Origin of the sequence: Streptomyces sp. NPDC017936 (genome assembly GCF_044328485.1) — a bacterium.
Classification (GTDB): domain Bacteria; phylum Actinomycetota; class Actinomycetes; order Streptomycetales; family Streptomycetaceae; genus Streptomyces.
Window position 1 is genome coordinate 412,464 of sequence record NZ_JBIRHK010000001.1, and the last position, 17,915, is coordinate 430,378.

Consider the following 17,915-nt stretch of genomic DNA (forward strand, 5'->3'; position numbering starts at 1 on the left):
GCTAGCACGGTAATGTCAGTCACTGCCATCACGTTAGGATCTCCCCATGGGCAGATGGGAGCCGAACGCACGCGAACGGCTGGCGAAGGCGGCGTTGGAGCTCTACGGCGAGCGCGGCTACGAACAGACCACGGTGGCGGAGATCGCCCAGCGGGCCGGGCTCACCGAGCGGACCTTCTTCCGGCACTACGCCGACAAGCGCGAGGTGCTGTTCGGCGGCTCGACGGCGGTGGAGGAGCTGTTCGTGAACGCGGTCGCCGGGGCTCCCGGCTCCGCGGCGCCGATCGACGCGATCGCGGCGGGCCTCGAGGCGGTCGCCGGCCTGTTCGACGACCGCCGCGACCACTCCCGCCGACGCCAGGCCGTCATCGTGGCGAACGCCGAACTCCGGGAGCGCGAGCTGATCAAGCTGGCCTCGATCGCCGCCGCGCTCGCCGACGCCCTGCGGGGCCGCGGTGTCGCGGAGCCCGCCGCGAGCCTGACCGCCGAGGCGGGGGTCGCCGTCTTCAAGGTCGGCTTCGAGCGCTGGGTCGAGGCGGCCGAGGAACGCGCGATGTCCCAGGTGATGCGGGAAGCGCTGGCCGAACTCAAGGCCGTCACCGCGGGCGGCTGACGCCGCCGCCGGCCTCGGGCCCCTCGGTTCGCCGGACTTCGACGGCGGGCCCCTGGACGACCGGCGGCCCGGCGGGAGCGGCGGCGTCGGGCGACGTCACACCTCCGGTCGGACGGTGACGCGGTAGACGCTCCGCCGCCCGGCGTGCTCGCCGAGCGACCACAGGGAGCCGCCCGAGTGCACGTCGTAGCTGAGGTCCTCCGGCCCCAGCGAGAGCCTGGCCGCCGGCGTGTCGCCCATCGGGTGGCCGAGCGGTGACTGGGTCCAGAGGTCGCCCTGCCGGCGGGGACCGTCCGCCTCACCGCGGTTGGCCGAGTAGTAGGCCGTGGAACTTCCCACCGTGACCGCTCCCTGCACGCGCGCCTTCTGCAGGGTCCAGTGCGTCTTGGTCCGCACGTCGGCGATCTCGCCCGTGGCGTCCAGACCCCAGCGCACCGCCCGGCCGTCCGGACTCGCGCCCCGGTACTCGCTGACCACGAGCGACGGGACGAACCCGGGTGTCCGGTCCAGGGCCACCTGCGAGAAGGTCAGGCCGTCGCCGGCGTTCTCGTAGATGTGGTGCATCGGCAGGACGTACCGGTGGCCGTAGGCGGCGTAGCGCCTCCGGGAGGCGTCGTAGCCGCACCAGTCGCCCGAGGAGACCTGGAACATCCTGCTGGTGTCGAACACGCTGAGGCCGTAGCGCGTGTTGGCCACGTAGAGCCACGTGCCGTACCAGGCGATGCCCCCGGCGTGGAACTTCACCGGCACGAAACCGGCCCGCCTCCCCTGCGCCTTCACCGGCTCGACGAGCAGGACGTGCCGGTACTTCGGCCGCCGGGGGTCGCCGGTCACGTCGATGAAGGTGACCCGGGCGCCCTTGCGGGCGTTGCCGCCCCGGGCGTACCAGGACACGACGGCCACCTTCTCGCCGCTTCCCGGAAGCCTGCCGCCGTAGGCGTCGTAGCTGGTCGTCATGCCCTGCGGGTACCAGCTCGCCGTCGTGCCGTCCCGGGTCGCCGGGTCCCATGCGAAGCCGTAGTCGAGGTGGTCGGGTTTCGCCGCGTGCCAGTCGGTGACGCGGGCGCCCCTGCTCCTCGCCCCCGCGAGCACGTGCCGGGCCAGCTCCACGTCGGGCAGCCTGGCCGAGAGGCTGTCGATGGCGTCGGGCCAGCTGCTCTGCAGCGGCGAGCCCACGCGGTCGACCCGCTTCAGCACGAACTCGGTCTCCGGTGCGGCGTGGGCCGTGGACGGCATCAGCAGCCCGCCCGCCGTCGCGGCGAGGGGGGCGGCCGCCATGCCCTTGAGCAACGCTCTGCGTGTGGTGTCCATGGTCCGGGGACCATAGGAGCGGACGCCGTGGTTCGGCACCGCCCCGCCCTGTCCCGGACATCGCTCCCCGTCCCACCAGGCGTGATCCTCGTGTCCGGGACAGCACGGGCCGCTCCCGCGGACAGCCGGCGCGTCGCGGAGGAGCCGGCTTCCCGGTCACGGGCCGGCGCAGGTCTCCCGCACGTAGCCCGACTCGCCCGCGGGGACCACGTCCCGGTCGCGCAGGACGACGGCGATCCGCCCGCCCCAGCCCGCGCAGGCCTTCGCCATGCCCCGCTCGTCGTACTCGACGTCGACGACGTGTTCGCCGAAGGCGGCGAAGTAGTCACCGCACTCGTCGTACATCCCGCACTCCTCCGCGACGGCGAAGTCCAGGCCCACCTCGTCGCGGTCGGGGGCGAGGTCCGGCGTGTTCTTCTGCGCGACGGCGAGCCCCCTGGCGTGGGCGTGGTCCGCCAGCAGGGCCAGGAACGCCTTGGCGTCGGCGGCGGTCAGCAGGCCCTCGGGGGCCCGTGTGTAGCTGTCGTAGTTGTCCGGCTCGACGGCCTGGAAGCCCTTGGCCGCACACGTGTCGATCCAGGCGTTCACCTTCGCGGCCACGCGTCGGCGCTTGGCGTCGGTGCGGATGTCCAGGAGCGCCTCGTCCCAGTCCGTGTCCACGACCACCTCGCCGTCCGCGTCCCGCAGCAGCAGGTCGTCGTCCCACTCCGCCTCCGCGTCCGGCTGGGCCTGGAAGGCGTTGACGTAGCAGATGGTGTACACCCCCGGCGCGGGGGACGCCGTGTGGTCACGGGCGACGACCGAGGCGCCGGCGGGCGGGGGGTAGGAACCGCCGAGCTGGTAGTCGAACCCCGCGGAGGCGGGGGGAGGCGTCACCTTCCCGGAGGGGGCCGGCTTCCGCTCCGGGGCGGCGGGACCCGAGCAGGCGGTGGTGAGCAGCGAGACGGCGGCGGCCGCGGCCGTCAGCGCCGCCGCGGACCGGTGGGGTCGCGCGCGGACGAGGTGCATGGGCAGACAGGCTTCCGTGGCGGAGGGCGGCACGTCAAACCCCGTGGTGCGGCTCCGCCCGGCCCGGGAGGAGCCGGGGCGCTCGGGCCCCGCCGCCCGAAGTGACGCGGACCATACGGTGGCATCGGACATACCCCCCTATCACCTGATCGGGGGTATTTTTGTGAGCTTGCCCCGTACTCGACGTCGCGTCTCGGGGGTACCGTCCCATCGATCGTCCGGGAGACCCATGCGCCCCCGCATACCGTCCGCTCCGGTAAGAGCGTCCGTTCCGTCCCTCGCCCTGGCGGGAGGTGTGCTGACCGTCGGCATCGGCGGTGTGTACCTCGCCGGGCTGCTGCTGACGGGCGGTGAGATCGACACGGGCACGACCGTGCGGGGGGTGGACATCGGGGGGCTGAGCAAGGCCGAGGCCACCCGGAAGCTGGAGCAGCGGCTCAACCCGGCCGCCGCGCGGGAACTGACCGTGAAGGTCGGGGACCGCACGGCCACGGTCGTCCCGCAGCGGGCCGGCATCGGCTTCGACGCCCGGCGGACCGTCGACCGGGCGGCGGTCACCGGATCCGACCCGTTCAGCGTGATCGGCGGGTTCTTCCGCTCCGGCGGTGACATCGAGCCGGTGGTCCGCGTCGACGAGGAGCGGGCCCGGGCCGCTCTCGGGAAGCTGGCGCCGGCGCTCGACCAGAAGGTCCGTGAGGGCGCCGTCGCCTTCGACGGCGGACGGGTCGAGCAGGTCGCGCCGCGCAGCGGCTACGCCCTGGACGCGGACGCCGCGGTCGGCACGCTGCGCGCGGCCCTCCTGCGCGGTGGGACGCAGCCGGTCACGGTCCTTCCCGCGCGAAGGACCGAGCCGAAGGTCGGCGCGGAAGAGGTGCGGCGGGCGGTGCGCGAGTTCGCGCGGCCGGCCGTGTCGGCGCCGGTCACGCTCGTCGTCGACGGCAAGCGGTTCACGATCGACCGGGCCACCCTGGGCGCCCACCTGACGATGCGGCCGGACGGAGCCGGACGGCTGACACCCGAGCTGGACGTCGCGGGCCTGCGCGCCGCCCCCGCGGTGGCGCGTCCCCTTTCCCGCATCGTCGGCGGGCCCGAGAACGCCACGCTGCGGCTCGCCGGCGACAAGGTCGTGGTGGCCGACGCCGGCAGAACCGGCGTGGAGGTCACCGACAAGGCGCTGGGCAAGGCGGTGCTGCCCCTGCTGACCAAGTCGGGCGCCGCCGCCCGTACCGGCGAGGTGGACGCGCGCCTGACCCGGCCGGAGGTGACGGGCGCGAACGCGGCGCGGCTCGGGCTGACGGAGAAGATGTCGTCGTTCACGGTGCACTTCGAACCGGCGCCGTACCGCACGAAGAACATCGGCCGGGCCGTGGAACTCATCAACGGCTCCGTCGTCATGCCGGACGAGACCTGGAGCTTCAACCGGACCGTCGGGCAGCGCACGGAGGCCAACGGCTTCGTCGAGGGCATCATGATCAACGACGGCCGGTTCGCCAAGGCGCCCGGCGGCGGTGTCTCGGCCGTGGCCACGACCGTCTACAACGCGCTGTTCTTCGCCGGCGTCCACCCCGTGGAGCACGGCGCCCACTCCTTCTACATCGAGCGCTACCCGGAGGGCCGCGAGGCGACGGTGGCCTGGGGCACCCTCGACCTCAGGTTCACCAACGACTCCGGTCACGCCGTCTACATCCAGGCCGAGTCCACCGACACCTCGGTGACCGTCGCCTTCCTCGGGACCAGGAAGTACGACGAGATCACGTCGGTCAAGGGGCCGCGCACCCAGGTGCGGCAGCCCGCGCACCACGAGAGCGCGGCCGGGGAGTGCGTGCCGCAGACCCCGCTCGAGGGCTTCGACGTGACGGTGCAGCGCGTCTTCCGCGACGGCGGCAGGGAAGTGAAGCGGGAGCCGTTCCGCACGCACTACACCCCGCGCGACGAGATCGTCTGCGCGTCCCCCTGAGCGGGTGCGGCCGCGGCGCCGGCCGGTGCCGGTGCCGGTGCCGGTGGAGGAGCGTGCGCGCGGGTACGCCGAGGAGTGTCCGTCCGTGTCGGAAGAAGGAGGTCCGGACATGACCGGACTCAGCACCGCCGGGTCCGTGCGGGCCACCCCCGAGGGTCTCCTCTGGGAGCCGAGTCCCCGCTGGGTGCGCGGCCGCACGGGCGACGTCACCGTCGTCGACAGCCGGCACCCGCTCCTCGTGTGGGAGCCGGGGGTGCCCGTGCCGCTGTACGCCTTCCCGCGCGGCGAGGTGCGCGAGGACCTGCTCCGCCCGGCGGGCGACCCGCCGACCGGCAGGCACACCGGCTCCCGGGTCTTCTACGACCTCGAGGTGGGCGGCGAACCGCTGGAGAACGCCGCGTGGACGTTCCCCGCCGACGAGCTGGCGGGGCACATCGCCTTCGAGTGGTTCCGGCGCACGGGCAGGGGCCTCGACCACTGGTACGAGGAAGAGGAGGAGATCTTCGTCCACCCGCGCGACCCGCACAAGCGCGTCGACGCCCTGCCCAGCAGCCGGCACGTGCGGGTGGAGATCGACGGCACGGTCGTCGCCGACACCCGTCGCCCGGTCCTCCTCTTCGAGACCGGCCTGCCCACCCGCTACTACCTGCCCCCCGAGGACGTGCGACTCGACCTGTTCGTCCCCACCGGCCACCGCAGCGGCTGCCCCTACAAGGGCACCGCCCGGTACTGGTCCTGGCGCGGCGGGGCCGGCGTCCCGGCCGACGTCGTGTGGAGCTACCCCGACCCGCTGCCCGCCGTGGCCGCCGTCCGCGGGCTGGTCGCCTTCTACAACGAGGCGGTCGACATCACCGTGGACGGCGAACGCCTCGAGCGTCCGGTCACCTGGTTCACCGGGACGCTGACCTGACGTCCGGCGCGGAGCCGGCCGCCGTGTCCCCGGCCGGGCCGCGCGGCGGCTCGTCGTCCGCGCGCCACGTGTAGAGGTGGGTGCCGGGCAGCGCCCGTACCGGCTCGCCGGCGCCGGGAAGGCGGACCTGCGCCTCGGTGCCGGGCGGCACCCGCACGTCGAGCGTGTACACGTCGCCGTGGCGTTCCCACCGGCTCTCGACGGTGCCGTGCAGCGAGTCGTGGCGGGCCGCGGCCGAGGTGAGGCCGCCGCCCGGCCGGGGGGCGATGACGAAGCGCCGGTAGCCGGCGCTCCCCGCGTCCGGGGTCCGCGGCAGCCGGATCCCGGCGACGTACTGGTGCAGGAAGGAGATCACCGCCCCCTTGCTGTAGTGGTTGTACGACATGGCGGGGCGGCCCCGGTCGTCGACGCCGTGCCAGTCCTCCCAGACGGTCGTCGCTCCCCGGTCGATCATGGCGAGCCAGGACGGCGGGGTGGACTGGAGCAGCAGGGCGTAGGCGAGGTCGAGGTGGCCGTGGTCGGCCAGGACGGGCAGGAGCAGGCCCGTGGACAGGAAGCCGGTCGTCAGGTGGGTGCCGGCCGCGCGGACCAGGGCGGCGAGCCGGTCCGCCGCGCGGGTCCGCAGCCGGCCGGGGACGAGTCCGAAGGCCAGGGCCCGTACGAGGGTGGCCTGGGTGTCGGGGACGGTGGTGCCGTCCGCGGTGAGGTACTCGGCCCGCCAGGCGGCGCGGGCGCCGTCGGCGACGCGCCGGTAGCGGGTCTCGTCGTCGCGGTGGCCGAGCAGCCGGGCGGTGCGGGCCAGCAGGTCGGCCGAGCGGTGCAGGTAGGCGGTGGCGACGTCGCCGCGGTCGCGGGCGGGGTCGAGGTCGGGGGCGACGCCGGGCTCCAGCCACTCGCCGAAGTGGAAGCCGGTGTCCCACAGGAACTCCTCGTGCGGCGCCGGCCGCGGGCGGGCGGCCGCCCGGTCGGGGTGGCGCCGGGTGCGGGCCTGTCCGGCCGCGAACTCGACCCACGCGCGCATCGAGGGGTACTGGGTGCGCAGCAGGTCCAGGTCCCCGTAGGCGCGCCACATCTCCCAGGGGACGATGACGGCGGCGTCGCCCCAGCCGGACGAGCCGTTCATGCCGCCCTCGGCCGACCGGCGGCGGGTGTCCTCGTCGGCCGGGTCGGGCACGAAGTTGGGGACGACGCCGTCGCCCCACTGGTCGGCCGCGAGGTCGCGCAGCCATTTGGCGGTGAAGCCGGCGACGTCGTAGAGGTAGGCGGCGGCGGGGGCGAACACCTGCCAGTCGCCGGTCCAGGCGGCGCGTTCGCGCTGGGGGCAGTCGGTGGGGACGTCGCAGACGTTGCCGCGCAGGCTCCACACGGCGGCCTCGTGCAGCCGGTCGACGCGCTCGTCGCTGCTGGTGAACCATCCCGTGCGGGTCAGGTCGGTGTGGACGACGATGCCGGTGACGTCGTCCGGGGTGAGCGGGCCGGGGTGTCCCTCGACGCGGACGTAGCGGAAGCCGTGGGTGGTGTGGCGGGGTTCGAAGGTCTCGCCGGCGCGGCCGGCGGAGATCACCGTGTCGGCCTGCCCGGCCGGGAGGGGGCGGTGGGTGGCCCAGTCGAAGGCGCGGATGTTGTCGGTGGTGACGTCGCCGTGTTCGTCGAGGGCCTCGCCGTGCAGCAGGGTGAGCCGGGTGCCGGCCGGACCGAGGTCGCTCAGCCGTGTCCAGCCGTTGATGTTCTGGCCGAGGTCCACGACGTGCCGGCCGTCCCGCAGCCGGGTCACGGCCACGGGGCGGATCTCCTGCACGCGGCGCACGGGCGGGGCGAGGGTCCCGGTCAGGCGGGAGAAGTCGTCGTAGAGGCCGCCCGCGACGACGGCCGCTTCCGCCCAGAGCCGGTCGTCGAAGGAGGCCGTCGCCCATCCGGGCCGATGGGCGCGGAGGTCGGTCTCCTGACCGTCCATCAGGTCGGCCGCGGTGATCGCGCCCGGGGCGCTGCGCCAGCCGGGGCCGGTGCCCAGCACGGTCGTCGTGCCGTCGGGGTGCGTGACGGCGAGCTGGGCGAGGAGGGCGGTGCGGGTGCCGAACCCGTCGGCCTCGCGGGCGAAGCCGTGGCGGCCGCGGAACCAGCCGTCCGAGAGGAGGGCGCCGAGCGCGTTGTCGCCGTCGGTGAGGAGCCCGGTGACGTCGTACGTCTGCACCTGGAGCCGGGTGCGGTACGCGGTGAAGCCCGGGGTGAGGTCGAGGTCCCCGACGCGCCGGCCGTTGAGGAACAGCTCGTAGAGGCCGTGGGCGGTGGCGTGCAGGCGGGCGGTGCGGACGGGCTTGCGCAGAGCGAAGGCGTGGCGCAGCAGGTGTGCGGGGCGGCGGCCGGGCGGGGCGGGCTCGGCCTCGGCGGGTTCGATCCAGCGGGCCCGCCAGTCGTCGGGCGACAGCAGGCCGGTCTCCCACCAGGACGGCTCGGACCAGTCCGTCTCCCCCTGGTCGGTCCACGCCTTCACCCGCCACTCGACGCGGGTGGCCGGGCCGGGCGCGGGGCCGTCGTAGCGGTGGTAGGTGGTGACCGGGGACTCGATCCGGCCCGTGTCCCAGGCGCCGGCCCGGAGCCGGTAGGCGATCTGCTCGCCGGCCGCCGGCGGAAGCCGCCAGGACAGGCGCGGGTTCGGGACGCCGAGGCCCAGGGGCCGGTCGAGGTGTTCGACGCGCAGATGGGTGGGGCGGGCGCGGAGCACGGGTGGTTCCTCTCGGTGAACGGGGGTGCGCGGGCGGCGCGGGTGCGGGCTTCGGCGGGGAGGGGGTCAGGCGGCCCGGGTGAGGCCCGGTTCCGGCGCGTCGGACGCGGTCCCGGCGGGGCGCGGCAGCCGGGGGATGGCGCAGGAGATCAGCAGGCCCGCGACGACGATCGCGGCCATGGCGAGGTAGGCGTGGGTGAAGGCCCGGTCGTGGTAGAAGGCGGTGCCCTCCAGCACGGTGGAGTCCGCCGCGAGCACCGCGTAGAGCATCTGGTTGGTCAGGGCCAGGAAGACCTGCGTGAGCAGGGAGGACATCCCGTTGGCCGCGGCCTGCTCCGCGGGGGACACCACCGACACGATCATGGTCTGCTGACCGGCCATCAGGATGCCGCCGCCGAGGCCCATGACGATGCCGGTGACGACGATCTGGCCCGCGTCGCGGTGGAGGAACGCGGCCAGCGTCAGGCCGGCGGCGAGGACGGCCAGACCGACGAACCAGACGGAGCGCGGGCTGACCGTGCGCACCGCCCTGCCCACGCCGACGCCGGCGGCGAAGGTGACCAGTCCGGCCGGGACGCCGATGAGGGCGTTGTACGTGGTGGACCAGCCCAGGCCGTCGGAGACGTGGGGGATCGGCGGGAACAGGGCGAGGAAGATCAGGATCGACTGGGAGGCGAAGAAGGCCGCCTGGGGCACCGACGAGCCGAGCAGGACGGTGGCCAGGGACCGGCGCCGCAGCAGACGCAGGTCCAGGATCGGAGCGCTCACCCGCAGCTCGACGACGACGCACACCACCAGCGCGGCGACGCCCGCGACGAGCGCCGTGACGACTCCGGCCGAGGTCCAGCCCCAGTCGCGGCCCTGCCCGACGCCGAACACCACCAGGGACAGGCCGCCGCCGAGCAGCAGGGCGCCCGCCCAGTCGAGCCGCCCGGCGACGGCCCGTCGCGGGGTCTCGGGCACGGCGCACAGGGCGGCGATCGCGACGACGGTGGAGCCGACCAGGAACCACAGGGCGCCGCGCCAGCCGAAGGCGTCCAGCAGCCGGCCCGACAGCAGCGGGGCGAGGAGGCTGAGCACACCGACCGACCCGGCCACGGTGCCGAGCGCCGTCGCGACCTTGCGGGGCGGGAACAGGTCGCGCACCGCCGCCAGGACGAGGACCGCGACGGGACCGTAGAGGCCGCCGATCACCCGGCCGACGACCATCACCGGATAGGTGGGGGCCAGCACGGTGACGATGTCGCCCAGGAGGCCCGCGGCGGCGAGGACGAGCATCGTGCGCCGTTTGCCGTGCAGGTCGCCCAGCCGCACCGCGAAGGGCGTCGCCACGATCGTGGCCAGCGTGAACGACAGGCTGAACCAGGCGATCTGCGTGGTGTGGAAGTGCTGGGCGACCTGCGGCTGCGCGTTCGCGGCGATGATGCCGGCCACGACGAGCAGCTGACCGGGCCAGACCAGCGCGGCGAGCCGGCGCAGTTCCGCACCCGTCCAGCGGGCGGCGGGGTCGGACGGCGTGGGACCGGCCGGAGGGGGGTCGTCGTGCGCGGGACGCGTCGACGGGTGGGGCGGAGTGTTCATGATCGCTCCGGGAACAGGTCGGCGCGTCGTTACGCCGAGGTTTCCGACCGATGATGCGAATCAAAAACCGAGTGCGCTAGGTTTTTACGGGGTGACGCAGGTCACACAGTCGGGGAAGTGCCGCCCCGGGCCGCCCGCGCCCGGTGGGCACTGGCTACGGTGAGGCCCATGACCAGCAGCACCCGGGGCCCGCGCGGCAGCTACTCGGTCGGCATCGCCCGACGCCGGAAGATCGTGGAAGCGGCGGCGCGGCGGTTCGCCCAGGAGGGCTATCACCGCACCGCCCTGAGCCGGATCGCCGAAGACGTCGGGATCACCGAAGGGGGGCTGCTGCACCATTTCCGCAGCAAGAAGCACCTGCTGCTCGCCGTCATGGAGCACCGTTTCACCGCCGAGGCCGAGTGGTGGGCGCACCTGCCCGAGGACGCCGACGGACGCACCGTGCTGCGCGCCATGGTCGAGGCGACCGAGCGCCACCTCGCCGAGCCCGGGCTGATCGAGTTGTTCGTGCTCACGTCGGCCGAGGCGGCCGACCCCACCAGCGCCGCCCACGTCCTCTTCGCCGAGCGGTACGAACGCGCCGTCGAGCAACTCGCGGGCCAGCTGCACCGGGCGCGGGACAACGGTTCGCTGCGCGAGGACACCGACTGCCGGGCGGTCGCCCGCGAGTGCATCGCCGTCAGCGACGGCCTGCAGTTGCAGTGGGTGATCTCCGAAGGAGCGACGGACCTCGCCCGGGCCGTCCGCACCCACGCCGACCGGATCGCCCGCACGATCACTCCGGACGGGGGCGGCCTGTGAGGGCCGGGGAGCCGAGGGGCGGCCGGTGAAGGCCGGGGAGCCGAGGGGCGGCTGGTAAGGGCCGGGACCGAGGAACCGCCGGTGAGGGCCGGGACCGAGGAGCTGCCGGCAGGGGGGCGGCGTGGGACGGCTGCCGGCAAGAGGCTGCGCGTGGCGGCCGTCGGCAAGGGGCTGCGCGGGACGGCCGTCGGCAAGAGGCTGCGCGGGACGACTGCCGGCAAGAGGTGGCGCGGGACGGCTGGCACACGGGGCACCGGCCGGCGATCCGGCAACGGAACCGGAGCCCGGGCGGCCGGGCGGCCGGGCGGCCGGGCGGCCGGGCGGCCGAGCAGCCGAGCAGCCGAGCAGCCGGGCGGCCGGGCGGCCGGGCGGCCGGGCAAAAACGCCCTCGCCGCCGGGGCACCTTTCCGCGGAGGCGACGCGCATCGCGTGACGGGACGGCTCACCGTCCCCCGGCGCGGGCCGGGGGGCGGTGAGCCGGGGAGCGGCGGCCGACGCGGCCGCGGGGCGCGCACGCGGCGTGGCGGGCACGTCGCGCGCCCCGGGCGTCTCCGGAGCGGCGCGTGCCGCGGGGAGCCGGCCGTGCGGCGCGGGCGGCGCCGGCCCGGTGAGGCGGGTCCACGCCGTCCGCGTGCCCCGCGCGGGTCAGCCGGCGTCCGCGTCCCGCCCGCCACGGGGTGCGCGGCGCCCGGTCGCCTCCGGTGCGCCGTGCCCCTGCCAGGGCCGGGCGAGTCCGGCCAGGGCGGCCGCGGCCGCAGCCGCGGCGACGAGCATGATCGACGCCATCGGCAGGGAGCTGTCCTCCCCGAACAGGCCCACCAGGGGCGAGGCCAGCGCCCCGAAGAGGAACTGCAGTCCGCCCAGGAGCGCCGAGGCGGCGCCCGGCGCCGACCGGCCCACCGTCTGGCCGAGGCTCATGCCCGCCGGGAAGACCAGGCCGATGCCGACGGCGGTCACGAACAGGCCGGCCCACGTGCCGGCCAAGGTCTCCCCGACCGTCAGCACCAGCAGCACCTGGGCCAGCGCGCCCAGCAGGCAGACCGCGACACCGGCCGCGAGGAGGGTGTCGAGCCGGCGCCGTCCGGCCAGGCGGGAGAAGACCGCTCCGGCGAGCAGCATGCCGACGGCGTTGGTGGCGAAGATGAGGGAGTACATCGTCGCCGAGACGCCGTGCAGGCTCTCGAAGACGAAGCTGGAGCCGCTGATGTAGGCGAACAGCGCCGCCGACACGAAGGCGACGACCAGGACGTACCCCATGAAGGTGCGGCGGCCCAGCAGCGAGCCCATGGCCCGGAACGTGCCGGCGAAACCGCCGCCGTGACGGCGCTCCGGCGGCAGGGACTCCGGTACCGCGCGCGCCACGGCGAGCACCAGCAGGGCGCCCAGGACGGCCAGGACGGCGAACACGGCCCGCCAGGTGGAGACGCCGAGCACGGCCCCGCCGAGGACCGGGGCCGCGATCGGGGCGACGCCCATCACCTGGGAGAGCACCGCGAAGTGGCGGGGCAGGTCGGCTCCGTGGAAGCGGTCGGTGAGGACGGCCCGGGCCAGCACCATGCCCGCCGCGCCGGCCACGCCCTGGAGGAAGCGCGCCCCGGTGAGCAGGGCGACGTTCGGCGCGAGGGCGCACGCGACGGAGAAGAGCACGAACCCGGCCGAGCCGGACAGCAGCAGCCGGCGCCGCCCGAGGCCGTCGCTGAGCGGCCCGATCAGCAACTGGCCGACGACCAGGCCGGCCAGGAAGGCGGTCATGGTCAGCTGCACCACCGACGAGCTCGTCCCGAGCGCCTCTCCCATGGCGGGGAAGCCGGGGACGTACATGTCGGTCGCGAGCGGGGCGACCGCGGTCAGCGCTCCGAGGACGGCGACCAGGGCGAGGGCGGACCGCCGGGACGGGGAGGCGGGGTCGGTCGGTTCGGCCTCACCGGTTCGGTGCGCGACCGTCGGGCGAGCGGGGGACGGCGATATCATGACCTCAACGGTAACCGATGGTTCACTGGTTAACATTATCGGAGTGATGAGCGGCATGACCCCCTCCCCCGACCCCGCCGACGTCCGCGCCCAGTGGACCCGGAACAACCCCGGCCTCGACACGTCCCCGATGGAGGTGGTGGCCCTCCTCAAGCGCGCCACGGGCCTGCTCGACCGGGCCGTCGAGCCCCTGTACGAGGGCGCCCCCCTCACCGCGCCCGAGGTCGACATGCTCATCCCCCTGCGCCACGCCACCGGCCCGGTCATCGCCCGCCGCCTCGCCGCGAACCTCGGCCTGTCCCGCGCGGGCGTCAGCAAGACGCTCGCCAGACTGGAAAGGCGCGGCTTCATCGCCCGCACCCCGAACCCGGCCGACCGCCGCGCCGCCCTCGTCACCGTCACCGAGGCCGGAGCCCGGGCCGTCGACGACCTCTTCCCCCGCCAGCTCGCCGCGGAGGTCGCGCTGTTGGCGAACCTCGGGGACGACCGGGAATGGGTCCTCGAGGCCCTGGCCCGTCTGGTCGAGGCGATGGAGAGCGGGCAGAGCCGCCCCTGAGGGACCGAGGCGGACCCGCGGGCCGTCCGGACGCCGGGGCACCGCCCCGCGGGCCGCGCGGGCCGCAGCGGTCGGCGCGCCGGCGGCGGATCGGCCACCGGCCGCCGCGCGAGGCCGTCCGGCAGCTCAGCCGGCTCCGTGTTCCCGGCCACCGGGCGGCAGTTGGGCCGGGCTCACCAGTTCGCCCAGCACCCCGGCCATGAAGTGGACCAGCCACCGCTGCGAGGGGCTCCGCGAGGACTCGTGGCGGACGTAGAGCGCGACCTCGATCGGTTCGGTCTCGAAGGGCAGCCGGACCGGGCGCACGCGGTGGGAAGCGGTGAACACCTCCGCGACGTACTCGGGGACGATGGCGATCAGGTCGGTCTGCTCCAGCACGTAGGGCAGCGTCGAGAGGCGGGTGGCGTCGACGACGACGCGGTCCAGGAGTCCGTGCGCGGCCAGCACGGCGCGCGGCAGGACGTGTCCGCTGGGGCCGTAGACGGTCGCGTGCCGCTCGGCCGCGAGCTGCGCGGCGGTGACCGAGTGGCCCCGGACGCGGGGGTGGTCGGCGGCGACCATGGCGACGTAACGCTCCTGGAACAGCGGGATGCGCACCGTCCGGTGCGAGGTCAGCACCGGGGTCGCCACGAACGCGTCGAGCTCGCCGCGCCGCAGCTGGCTCTCGGCCTCGTCGACGTCGAACGGACGGACCGCGAACGAGACCCGGGGGGCCCGCTCGCGGGCCGCGGCCACCAGACGCGGCAGCAGCGTCGCCTCGCCGAGGTCCGACAGGGCCAGCGTGAAGCGCCCCGGCATGGTCGTGGGATCGAAGTCGTCGGCCTGGCGGATCGTCGCGTCGATGGCGGCCAGGGCGCGCTGCAACGGCTCGTAGAGCCGGCGGGCGCCCGCCGTCGGCGTCAGTCCCCGGCCCGTGCGCCGGAACAGCTCGTCGTCGAAGTGTCTGCGCAGCTTGGCCAGGCTGTAGCTGACCGTGGGCTGGGTGACGTGGAGCGTGTCGGCGGTGGCCGTGACGCTGCCCGTCTCGTACAGCAGCACGAAGACGCGGGCCAGGTTGAGGTCGAAGTTCCTCATATCGAGCAACTCTATATCGGGGCCGCACAACATCTATTGGTGCCATGTCGCGGCCCTGCCTAGCGTGTCGTGGGCCACCCCGGAAAGGAACGTCCGTTGCCCTCCGTCCGTCATGTCTCCCACGAGTTCCTGCAGCGTCAGGGCCTCACCACCGTCTTCGGCAACCCCGGCTCCAACGAGCTGCCGTTCCTCGCCGACCTGCCCGACGCGTTCCGTTACGTCCTGGGCCTGCACGAGGGGGCCGTGGTCGGCATGGCCGACGGCTACGCGCAGGCCAGCGGCCGGCCGGTGCTGGTCAACCTGCACGCCGCCTCCGGCTCCGGCAACGCGATGGGCACCCTGACCAACGCCGTGGCCTCCCGGACGCCGCTGGTGATCGTGGCCGGACAGCAGGTGCGGCCCGCCATCGGCCCGGAGGCCAACCTGGCCAACGTCGACGCGCCCGCGCTGATGAAGCCGCTGGTCGGCTGGGCCGCGGAACCGGCGTGCGCCCAGGACGTGCCGCGCGCGCTCGCGCAGGCCGTCTTCGAGGCGCAGCTGCAGCGGCGGCCGACGTACCTGTCCGTGCCGTACGACGACTGGGCCGCGGACGCCGACGACAACGGCCTGGCCGTGCTGGACCGGCGGGTCGCGCGGTCCTCCGCGCCCGCCGGGGACCAGGCGGACCGGATCGTCGAGCAGGTCCTGGCCGCCCGGCGGCCCGCGCTCGTCCTGGGCGGCGACATCGACACGGCCGGTCTGTTCGACGACGCCGTCCGGCTGGCCGAGCGGCTGGGCGGTCCGGTGTGGGCGGCGCCCTCGCAGTTCCGTCTGCCCTTCCCGAACCGGCATCCGCAGTTCCGCGGGGTGCTGCCGGCCGGCATCGCGCCGGTGTCCGAGGCGTTCGAGGGGCACGACCTCGTCCTCGTCCTCGGCGCGCCGGTGTTCCGCTACCACGAGTACCTGCCCGGCCGGTACCTGCCCGAGGGCACCCGGCTGCTCCAGGTCACCGACGACGCCTCCGCCGCGGCCCGGGCGCCCATGGGCGAGGCGCTCGTCGCCGACCCGGCGGCCGTCGTCGACCTGCTGGTGAAGGCGCTGGACGCGCCCGCCGCTCCCCCGGCGGCCTTCCGGCCGGCGCCCGAGCCGCCCGGCGCCCAGGGGTCCCGGCTGCACCCCGAGCAGGTCTTCGCCGCGCTGCGCGACGAACAGCCCGAGGACACCGCCTACGTCGTCGAGTCGACCTCGACGAGCGCCGCGTGGTGGCGGCAGATGGATCTGCGCCGCCCCGGTTCCTACTACTTCCCGGCGGCCGGCGGGCTCGGCTTCGGGCTGCCCGGCGCGGTCGGCGTCGCCCTGGCCCAGCCGGACCGGCCCGTCGTCGGCGTGATCGGCGACGGCTCGGCCAACTACGGCGTCACCGCCCTGTGGACGGCCGCGCAGCAGCGGGTGCCCCTGACGATCGTGCTGCTGCGCAACGGGACGTACGGCGCGCTGCGCTGGTTCGGCGACCTCCTCGGGGTGCCGGACGCGCCCGGCATGGACATCCCCGGGCTGGACTTCACCCGTATCGCCGAAGGCTACGGCGTCCGCGCACAGCACGCCCATGACCTGGAGGAACTGCGCGCCGTCCTGGCCGAGCGGCCGGACGGACCCCGGCTGGTGCAGGTCGACACCGCGCTCACGACCCCCTCCTGACCGACCTGTTCGAAGAAAGGCACACCGATGACACTCCTGGACAGCGCCGTCTGGGGCGAGAAGTACTTCAGCGACGGCTGGCGGGACGCCGCCCACGCACAGCCCGTCGTCGAGCCGGCGACCGGCGGCCGGCTCGGCACCGTGGGCCTGGCCACGGCCGAGGACGTGGCCCGCGCCGCCGCCCGCGCCGCCGAGGCGCAGCGGGAGTGGGCGGCGACGTCCCCGCAGGAGCGGGCCGCGGTGCTGCGCCGCGCGGGCGAGCTGTTCACCCGGTACGCCGCCGAGGTCGGGGACTGGCTGGTGCGGGAGGCCGGCTCGGTGCGGGCCAAGGCGGACTTCGAGGTCGGGCTCGCCGTCGGCGAGTGCTTCGAGTGCGCCGCTCTGCCCACCCATCCGCAGGGCGAGGTGCTCACCTCCGAGGAGGCCCGCTGGTCGTTCGCCCGCCGCCGGCCCGCCGGCGTCGTCAGCGTGATCGCGCCGTTCAACTTCCCCCTCATCCTGGGCCTGCGCTCCGTCGCCCCGGCCCTCGCGCTCGGCAACGCCGTGCTGCTCAAGCCCGATCCGCGCACCGCGGTGAGCGGCGGCGTGGTCATCGCGCGGATCTTCGAGGAGGCCGGGCTGCCCGCGGGCGTCCTGCACCTGCTGCCCGGCGACGGGTCGGTCGGGCAGGCGGTCGTCGAGGCGCCCGAGGTCCGGGTGATCTCCTTCACCGGCTCCACCCCGGTCGGGCGGGCCATCGGCGAGCGGGCCGGCCGGCTGCTGAAGCGGGCGCACCTGGAACTGGGCGGCAACAACGCCCTGGTGGTGCTGCCCGGCGCCGACGTCGCCAAGGCGGCCTCCGCGGGCGCGTTCGGCTCGTACCTGCACCAGGGCCAGATCTGCATGACGACCGGCCGCCACATCGTGCACGAGTCGCTGCTCGAGGAGTACACGGCCGCGCTCGCGGCGAAGGCGAAGGCGCTGCCGGTCGGCGACCCCGCGCGCGAGGAGGTGGCGCTCGGCCCGATCATCGACCGGCGCCAGCTGGAGCGGGTGCACTCCCTCGTCACCGACAGCGTGGCGGCGGGCGCGACCCTCGCCGCGGGCGGCGAGATCGTCGGCAACGGGTACCGGGCCACCGTCCTGACCGGTCTGACCACCGACATGCCCGCCTGGCGCGAGGAGATCTTCGGGCCCGTCGCGCCCGTCATCGGCTTCTCGACCCTGGACGAGGCCGCGCGGATCGTCAACGACTGCGAGTACGGGCTGTCCGTGGGCCTCCTCGGTGACGTCGGAACGGCGATGAAGCTCGCGGACCGGATCGACTCCGGCAAGATCCACATCAACGAGCAGACCGTCGGCGACGAGCCCAACGCGCCGTTCGGCGGGGTCAAGGCGTCCGGCACCGGGTCCCGGTTCGGCGGCGCCGCCGCCAACGTCGAGGCGTTCACCGAGACCCAGTGGCTCACCGTCCGCCCGGACATCGCCGACTACCCGTTCTGACCCCGCTCCCCCGCGGGCCGTGCACCGGCGCGGCCCGCCGAGTCCCGCTCCCCGCGGGCCGCGGACACCGCGGCCCGCCGGATTCCGCTCCCCCGCGGGCCGCAGACACCGCGGCCCGCCGGGTTCCGCACCCCCGCCGATCGCGGAAACCGCTCTTCCCCCGGCCGTGAGCCGCCCTTCCGCCGACCGCGGGAACCGCTCCCGGCCGATCCCACACCCGTCCTCCGTAGCCGCTTTGGGGGGAATGCCGTC

At 74.9% G+C, this 17,915-nt stretch carries 13 protein-coding genes; 7 read left to right on the forward strand and 6 right to left on the reverse strand.

What is annotated here, in order from left to right; translation table 11 throughout:
- Positions 1–46: 46 nt before the first annotated feature.
- Complete coding sequence (locus ACH4F6_RS01640; protein WP_397957804.1) at positions 47–613, forward strand: TetR/AcrR family transcriptional regulator; 567 nt, start codon at positions 47–49, stop codon at positions 611–613.
- A 96-nt stretch (positions 614–709) separates the two neighbouring features.
- Here ACH4F6_RS01640 and ACH4F6_RS01645 read toward each other — a convergent pair whose 3' ends face one another.
- Both ACH4F6_RS01645 and ACH4F6_RS01650 read right to left on the reverse strand, forming a co-directional pair.
- Entirely contained in the window at positions 710–1,924 is a 1,215-nt protein-coding gene (locus ACH4F6_RS01645) for a twin-arginine translocation signal domain-containing protein (protein ID WP_397957806.1), read from the reverse strand.
- A 156-nt stretch (positions 1,925–2,080) separates the two neighbouring features.
- Positions 2,081–2,932, reverse strand: coding sequence for an endo alpha-1,4 polygalactosaminidase (locus ACH4F6_RS01650; RefSeq protein WP_397957808.1), 852 nt, complete (start codon positions 2,930–2,932; stop codon positions 2,081–2,083).
- A gap of 229 nt (positions 2,933–3,161) precedes the next feature.
- Between ACH4F6_RS01650 and ACH4F6_RS01655 the strand changes: the two genes are divergently transcribed.
- The gene (locus ACH4F6_RS01655) at positions 3,162–4,889 is read left to right on the forward strand and encodes a VanW family protein (RefSeq protein ID WP_397957809.1); all 1,728 of its coding nucleotides are present in this window, start codon (positions 3,162–3,164) and stop codon (positions 4,887–4,889) included.
- Between the two features lie 109 nt (positions 4,890–4,998).
- Positions 4,999–5,799, forward strand: a complete 801-nt coding sequence (locus ACH4F6_RS01660) for a DUF427 domain-containing protein (RefSeq protein WP_397957810.1) — start codon at positions 4,999–5,001, stop codon at positions 5,797–5,799.
- Here ACH4F6_RS01660 and ACH4F6_RS01665 read toward each other — a convergent pair.
- Positions 5,780–8,521 carry a family 78 glycoside hydrolase catalytic domain gene (locus ACH4F6_RS01665; RefSeq protein ID WP_397957811.1) on the reverse strand — a complete coding sequence of 914 codons (2,742 nt, stop codon included), beginning with the start codon at positions 8,519–8,521 and terminating at the stop codon, positions 5,780–5,782. The two genes, ACH4F6_RS01660 and ACH4F6_RS01665, sit on opposite strands and share 20 nt — an antisense overlap.
- A gap of 66 nt (positions 8,522–8,587) precedes the next feature.
- On the reverse strand, positions 8,588–10,102 hold the full coding sequence (locus tag ACH4F6_RS01670; protein WP_397957812.1) for an MFS transporter: 1,515 nt from the start codon (positions 10,100–10,102) through the stop codon (positions 8,588–8,590).
- A gap of 168 nt (positions 10,103–10,270) precedes the next feature.
- Between ACH4F6_RS01670 and ACH4F6_RS01675 the strand changes: the two genes are divergently transcribed.
- Positions 10,271–10,903: a TetR/AcrR family transcriptional regulator gene (locus ACH4F6_RS01675; protein WP_397957813.1), complete on the forward strand. Its 633-nt coding sequence runs from the start codon at positions 10,271–10,273 to the stop codon at positions 10,901–10,903.
- 645 nt (positions 10,904–11,548) lie between these two features.
- Here ACH4F6_RS01675 and ACH4F6_RS01680 read toward each other — a convergent pair.
- Positions 11,549–12,874, reverse strand: coding sequence for a multidrug effflux MFS transporter (locus ACH4F6_RS01680; protein WP_397957814.1), 1,326 nt, complete (start codon positions 12,872–12,874; stop codon positions 11,549–11,551).
- Between the two features lie 46 nt (positions 12,875–12,920).
- On the opposite strand from ACH4F6_RS01680, the gene ACH4F6_RS01685 reads away from it, so the two are divergent.
- A complete protein-coding gene (locus tag ACH4F6_RS01685; protein WP_397957815.1) occupies positions 12,921–13,430 on the forward strand; it encodes a MarR family winged helix-turn-helix transcriptional regulator in 510 nt (169 codons plus the stop codon).
- 126 nt (positions 13,431–13,556) lie between these two features.
- Here the strand turns inward: ACH4F6_RS01685 and ACH4F6_RS01690 are convergent, their stop codons facing one another.
- Entirely contained in the window at positions 13,557–14,504 is a 948-nt protein-coding gene (locus ACH4F6_RS01690; protein ID WP_397957816.1) for a LysR family transcriptional regulator, read from the reverse strand.
- A 96-nt stretch (positions 14,505–14,600) separates the two neighbouring features.
- On the opposite strand from ACH4F6_RS01690, the gene mdlC reads away from it, so the two are divergent.
- Together mdlC and ACH4F6_RS01700 are read left to right on the forward strand one after the other, a co-directional pair.
- Complete coding sequence (gene mdlC, locus ACH4F6_RS01695) at positions 14,601–16,181, forward strand: benzoylformate decarboxylase (protein ID WP_397957817.1); 1,581 nt, start codon at positions 14,601–14,603, stop codon at positions 16,179–16,181.
- Between the two features lie 27 nt (positions 16,182–16,208).
- Positions 16,209–17,663: a benzaldehyde dehydrogenase gene (locus tag ACH4F6_RS01700; RefSeq protein ID WP_397957818.1), complete on the forward strand. Its 1,455-nt coding sequence runs from the start codon at positions 16,209–16,211 to the stop codon at positions 17,661–17,663.
- The last annotated feature ends 252 nt before the right edge of the window (positions 17,664–17,915 follow it).

Excerpts from the sequence above, each read along its gene's own strand:
- ACH4F6_RS01660 (WP_397957810.1), top strand. The coding sequence starts at position 4,999 with ATGACCGGACTCAGCACCGCCGGGTCCGTGCGGGCCACCCCCGAGGGT.
- ACH4F6_RS01645 (WP_397957806.1), bottom strand. The coding sequence starts at position 1,924 with ATGGACACCACACGCAGAGCGTTGCTCAAGGGCATGGCGGCCGCCCCC.
- ACH4F6_RS01685 (WP_397957815.1), top strand. The coding sequence starts at position 12,921 with ATGAGCGGCATGACCCCCTCCCCCGACCCCGCCGACGTCCGCGCCCAG.
- ACH4F6_RS01690 (WP_397957816.1), bottom strand. The coding sequence starts at position 14,504 with ATGAGGAACTTCGACCTCAACCTGGCCCGCGTCTTCGTGCTGCTGTAC.
- ACH4F6_RS01700 (WP_397957818.1), top strand. The coding sequence starts at position 16,209 with ATGACACTCCTGGACAGCGCCGTCTGGGGCGAGAAGTACTTCAGCGAC.
- ACH4F6_RS01650 (WP_397957808.1), bottom strand. The coding sequence starts at position 2,932 with ATGCACCTCGTCCGCGCGCGACCCCACCGGTCCGCGGCGGCGCTGACG.
- ACH4F6_RS01640 (WP_397957804.1), top strand. The coding sequence starts at position 47 with ATGGGCAGATGGGAGCCGAACGCACGCGAACGGCTGGCGAAGGCGGCG.
- ACH4F6_RS01680 (WP_397957814.1), bottom strand. The coding sequence starts at position 12,874 with ATGATATCGCCGTCCCCCGCTCGCCCGACGGTCGCGCACCGAACCGGT.
- ACH4F6_RS01670 (WP_397957812.1), bottom strand. The coding sequence starts at position 10,102 with ATGAACACTCCGCCCCACCCGTCGACGCGTCCCGCGCACGACGACCCC.
- ACH4F6_RS01655 (WP_397957809.1), top strand. The coding sequence starts at position 3,162 with ATGCGCCCCCGCATACCGTCCGCTCCGGTAAGAGCGTCCGTTCCGTCC.
- ACH4F6_RS01675 (WP_397957813.1), top strand. The coding sequence starts at position 10,271 with ATGACCAGCAGCACCCGGGGCCCGCGCGGCAGCTACTCGGTCGGCATC.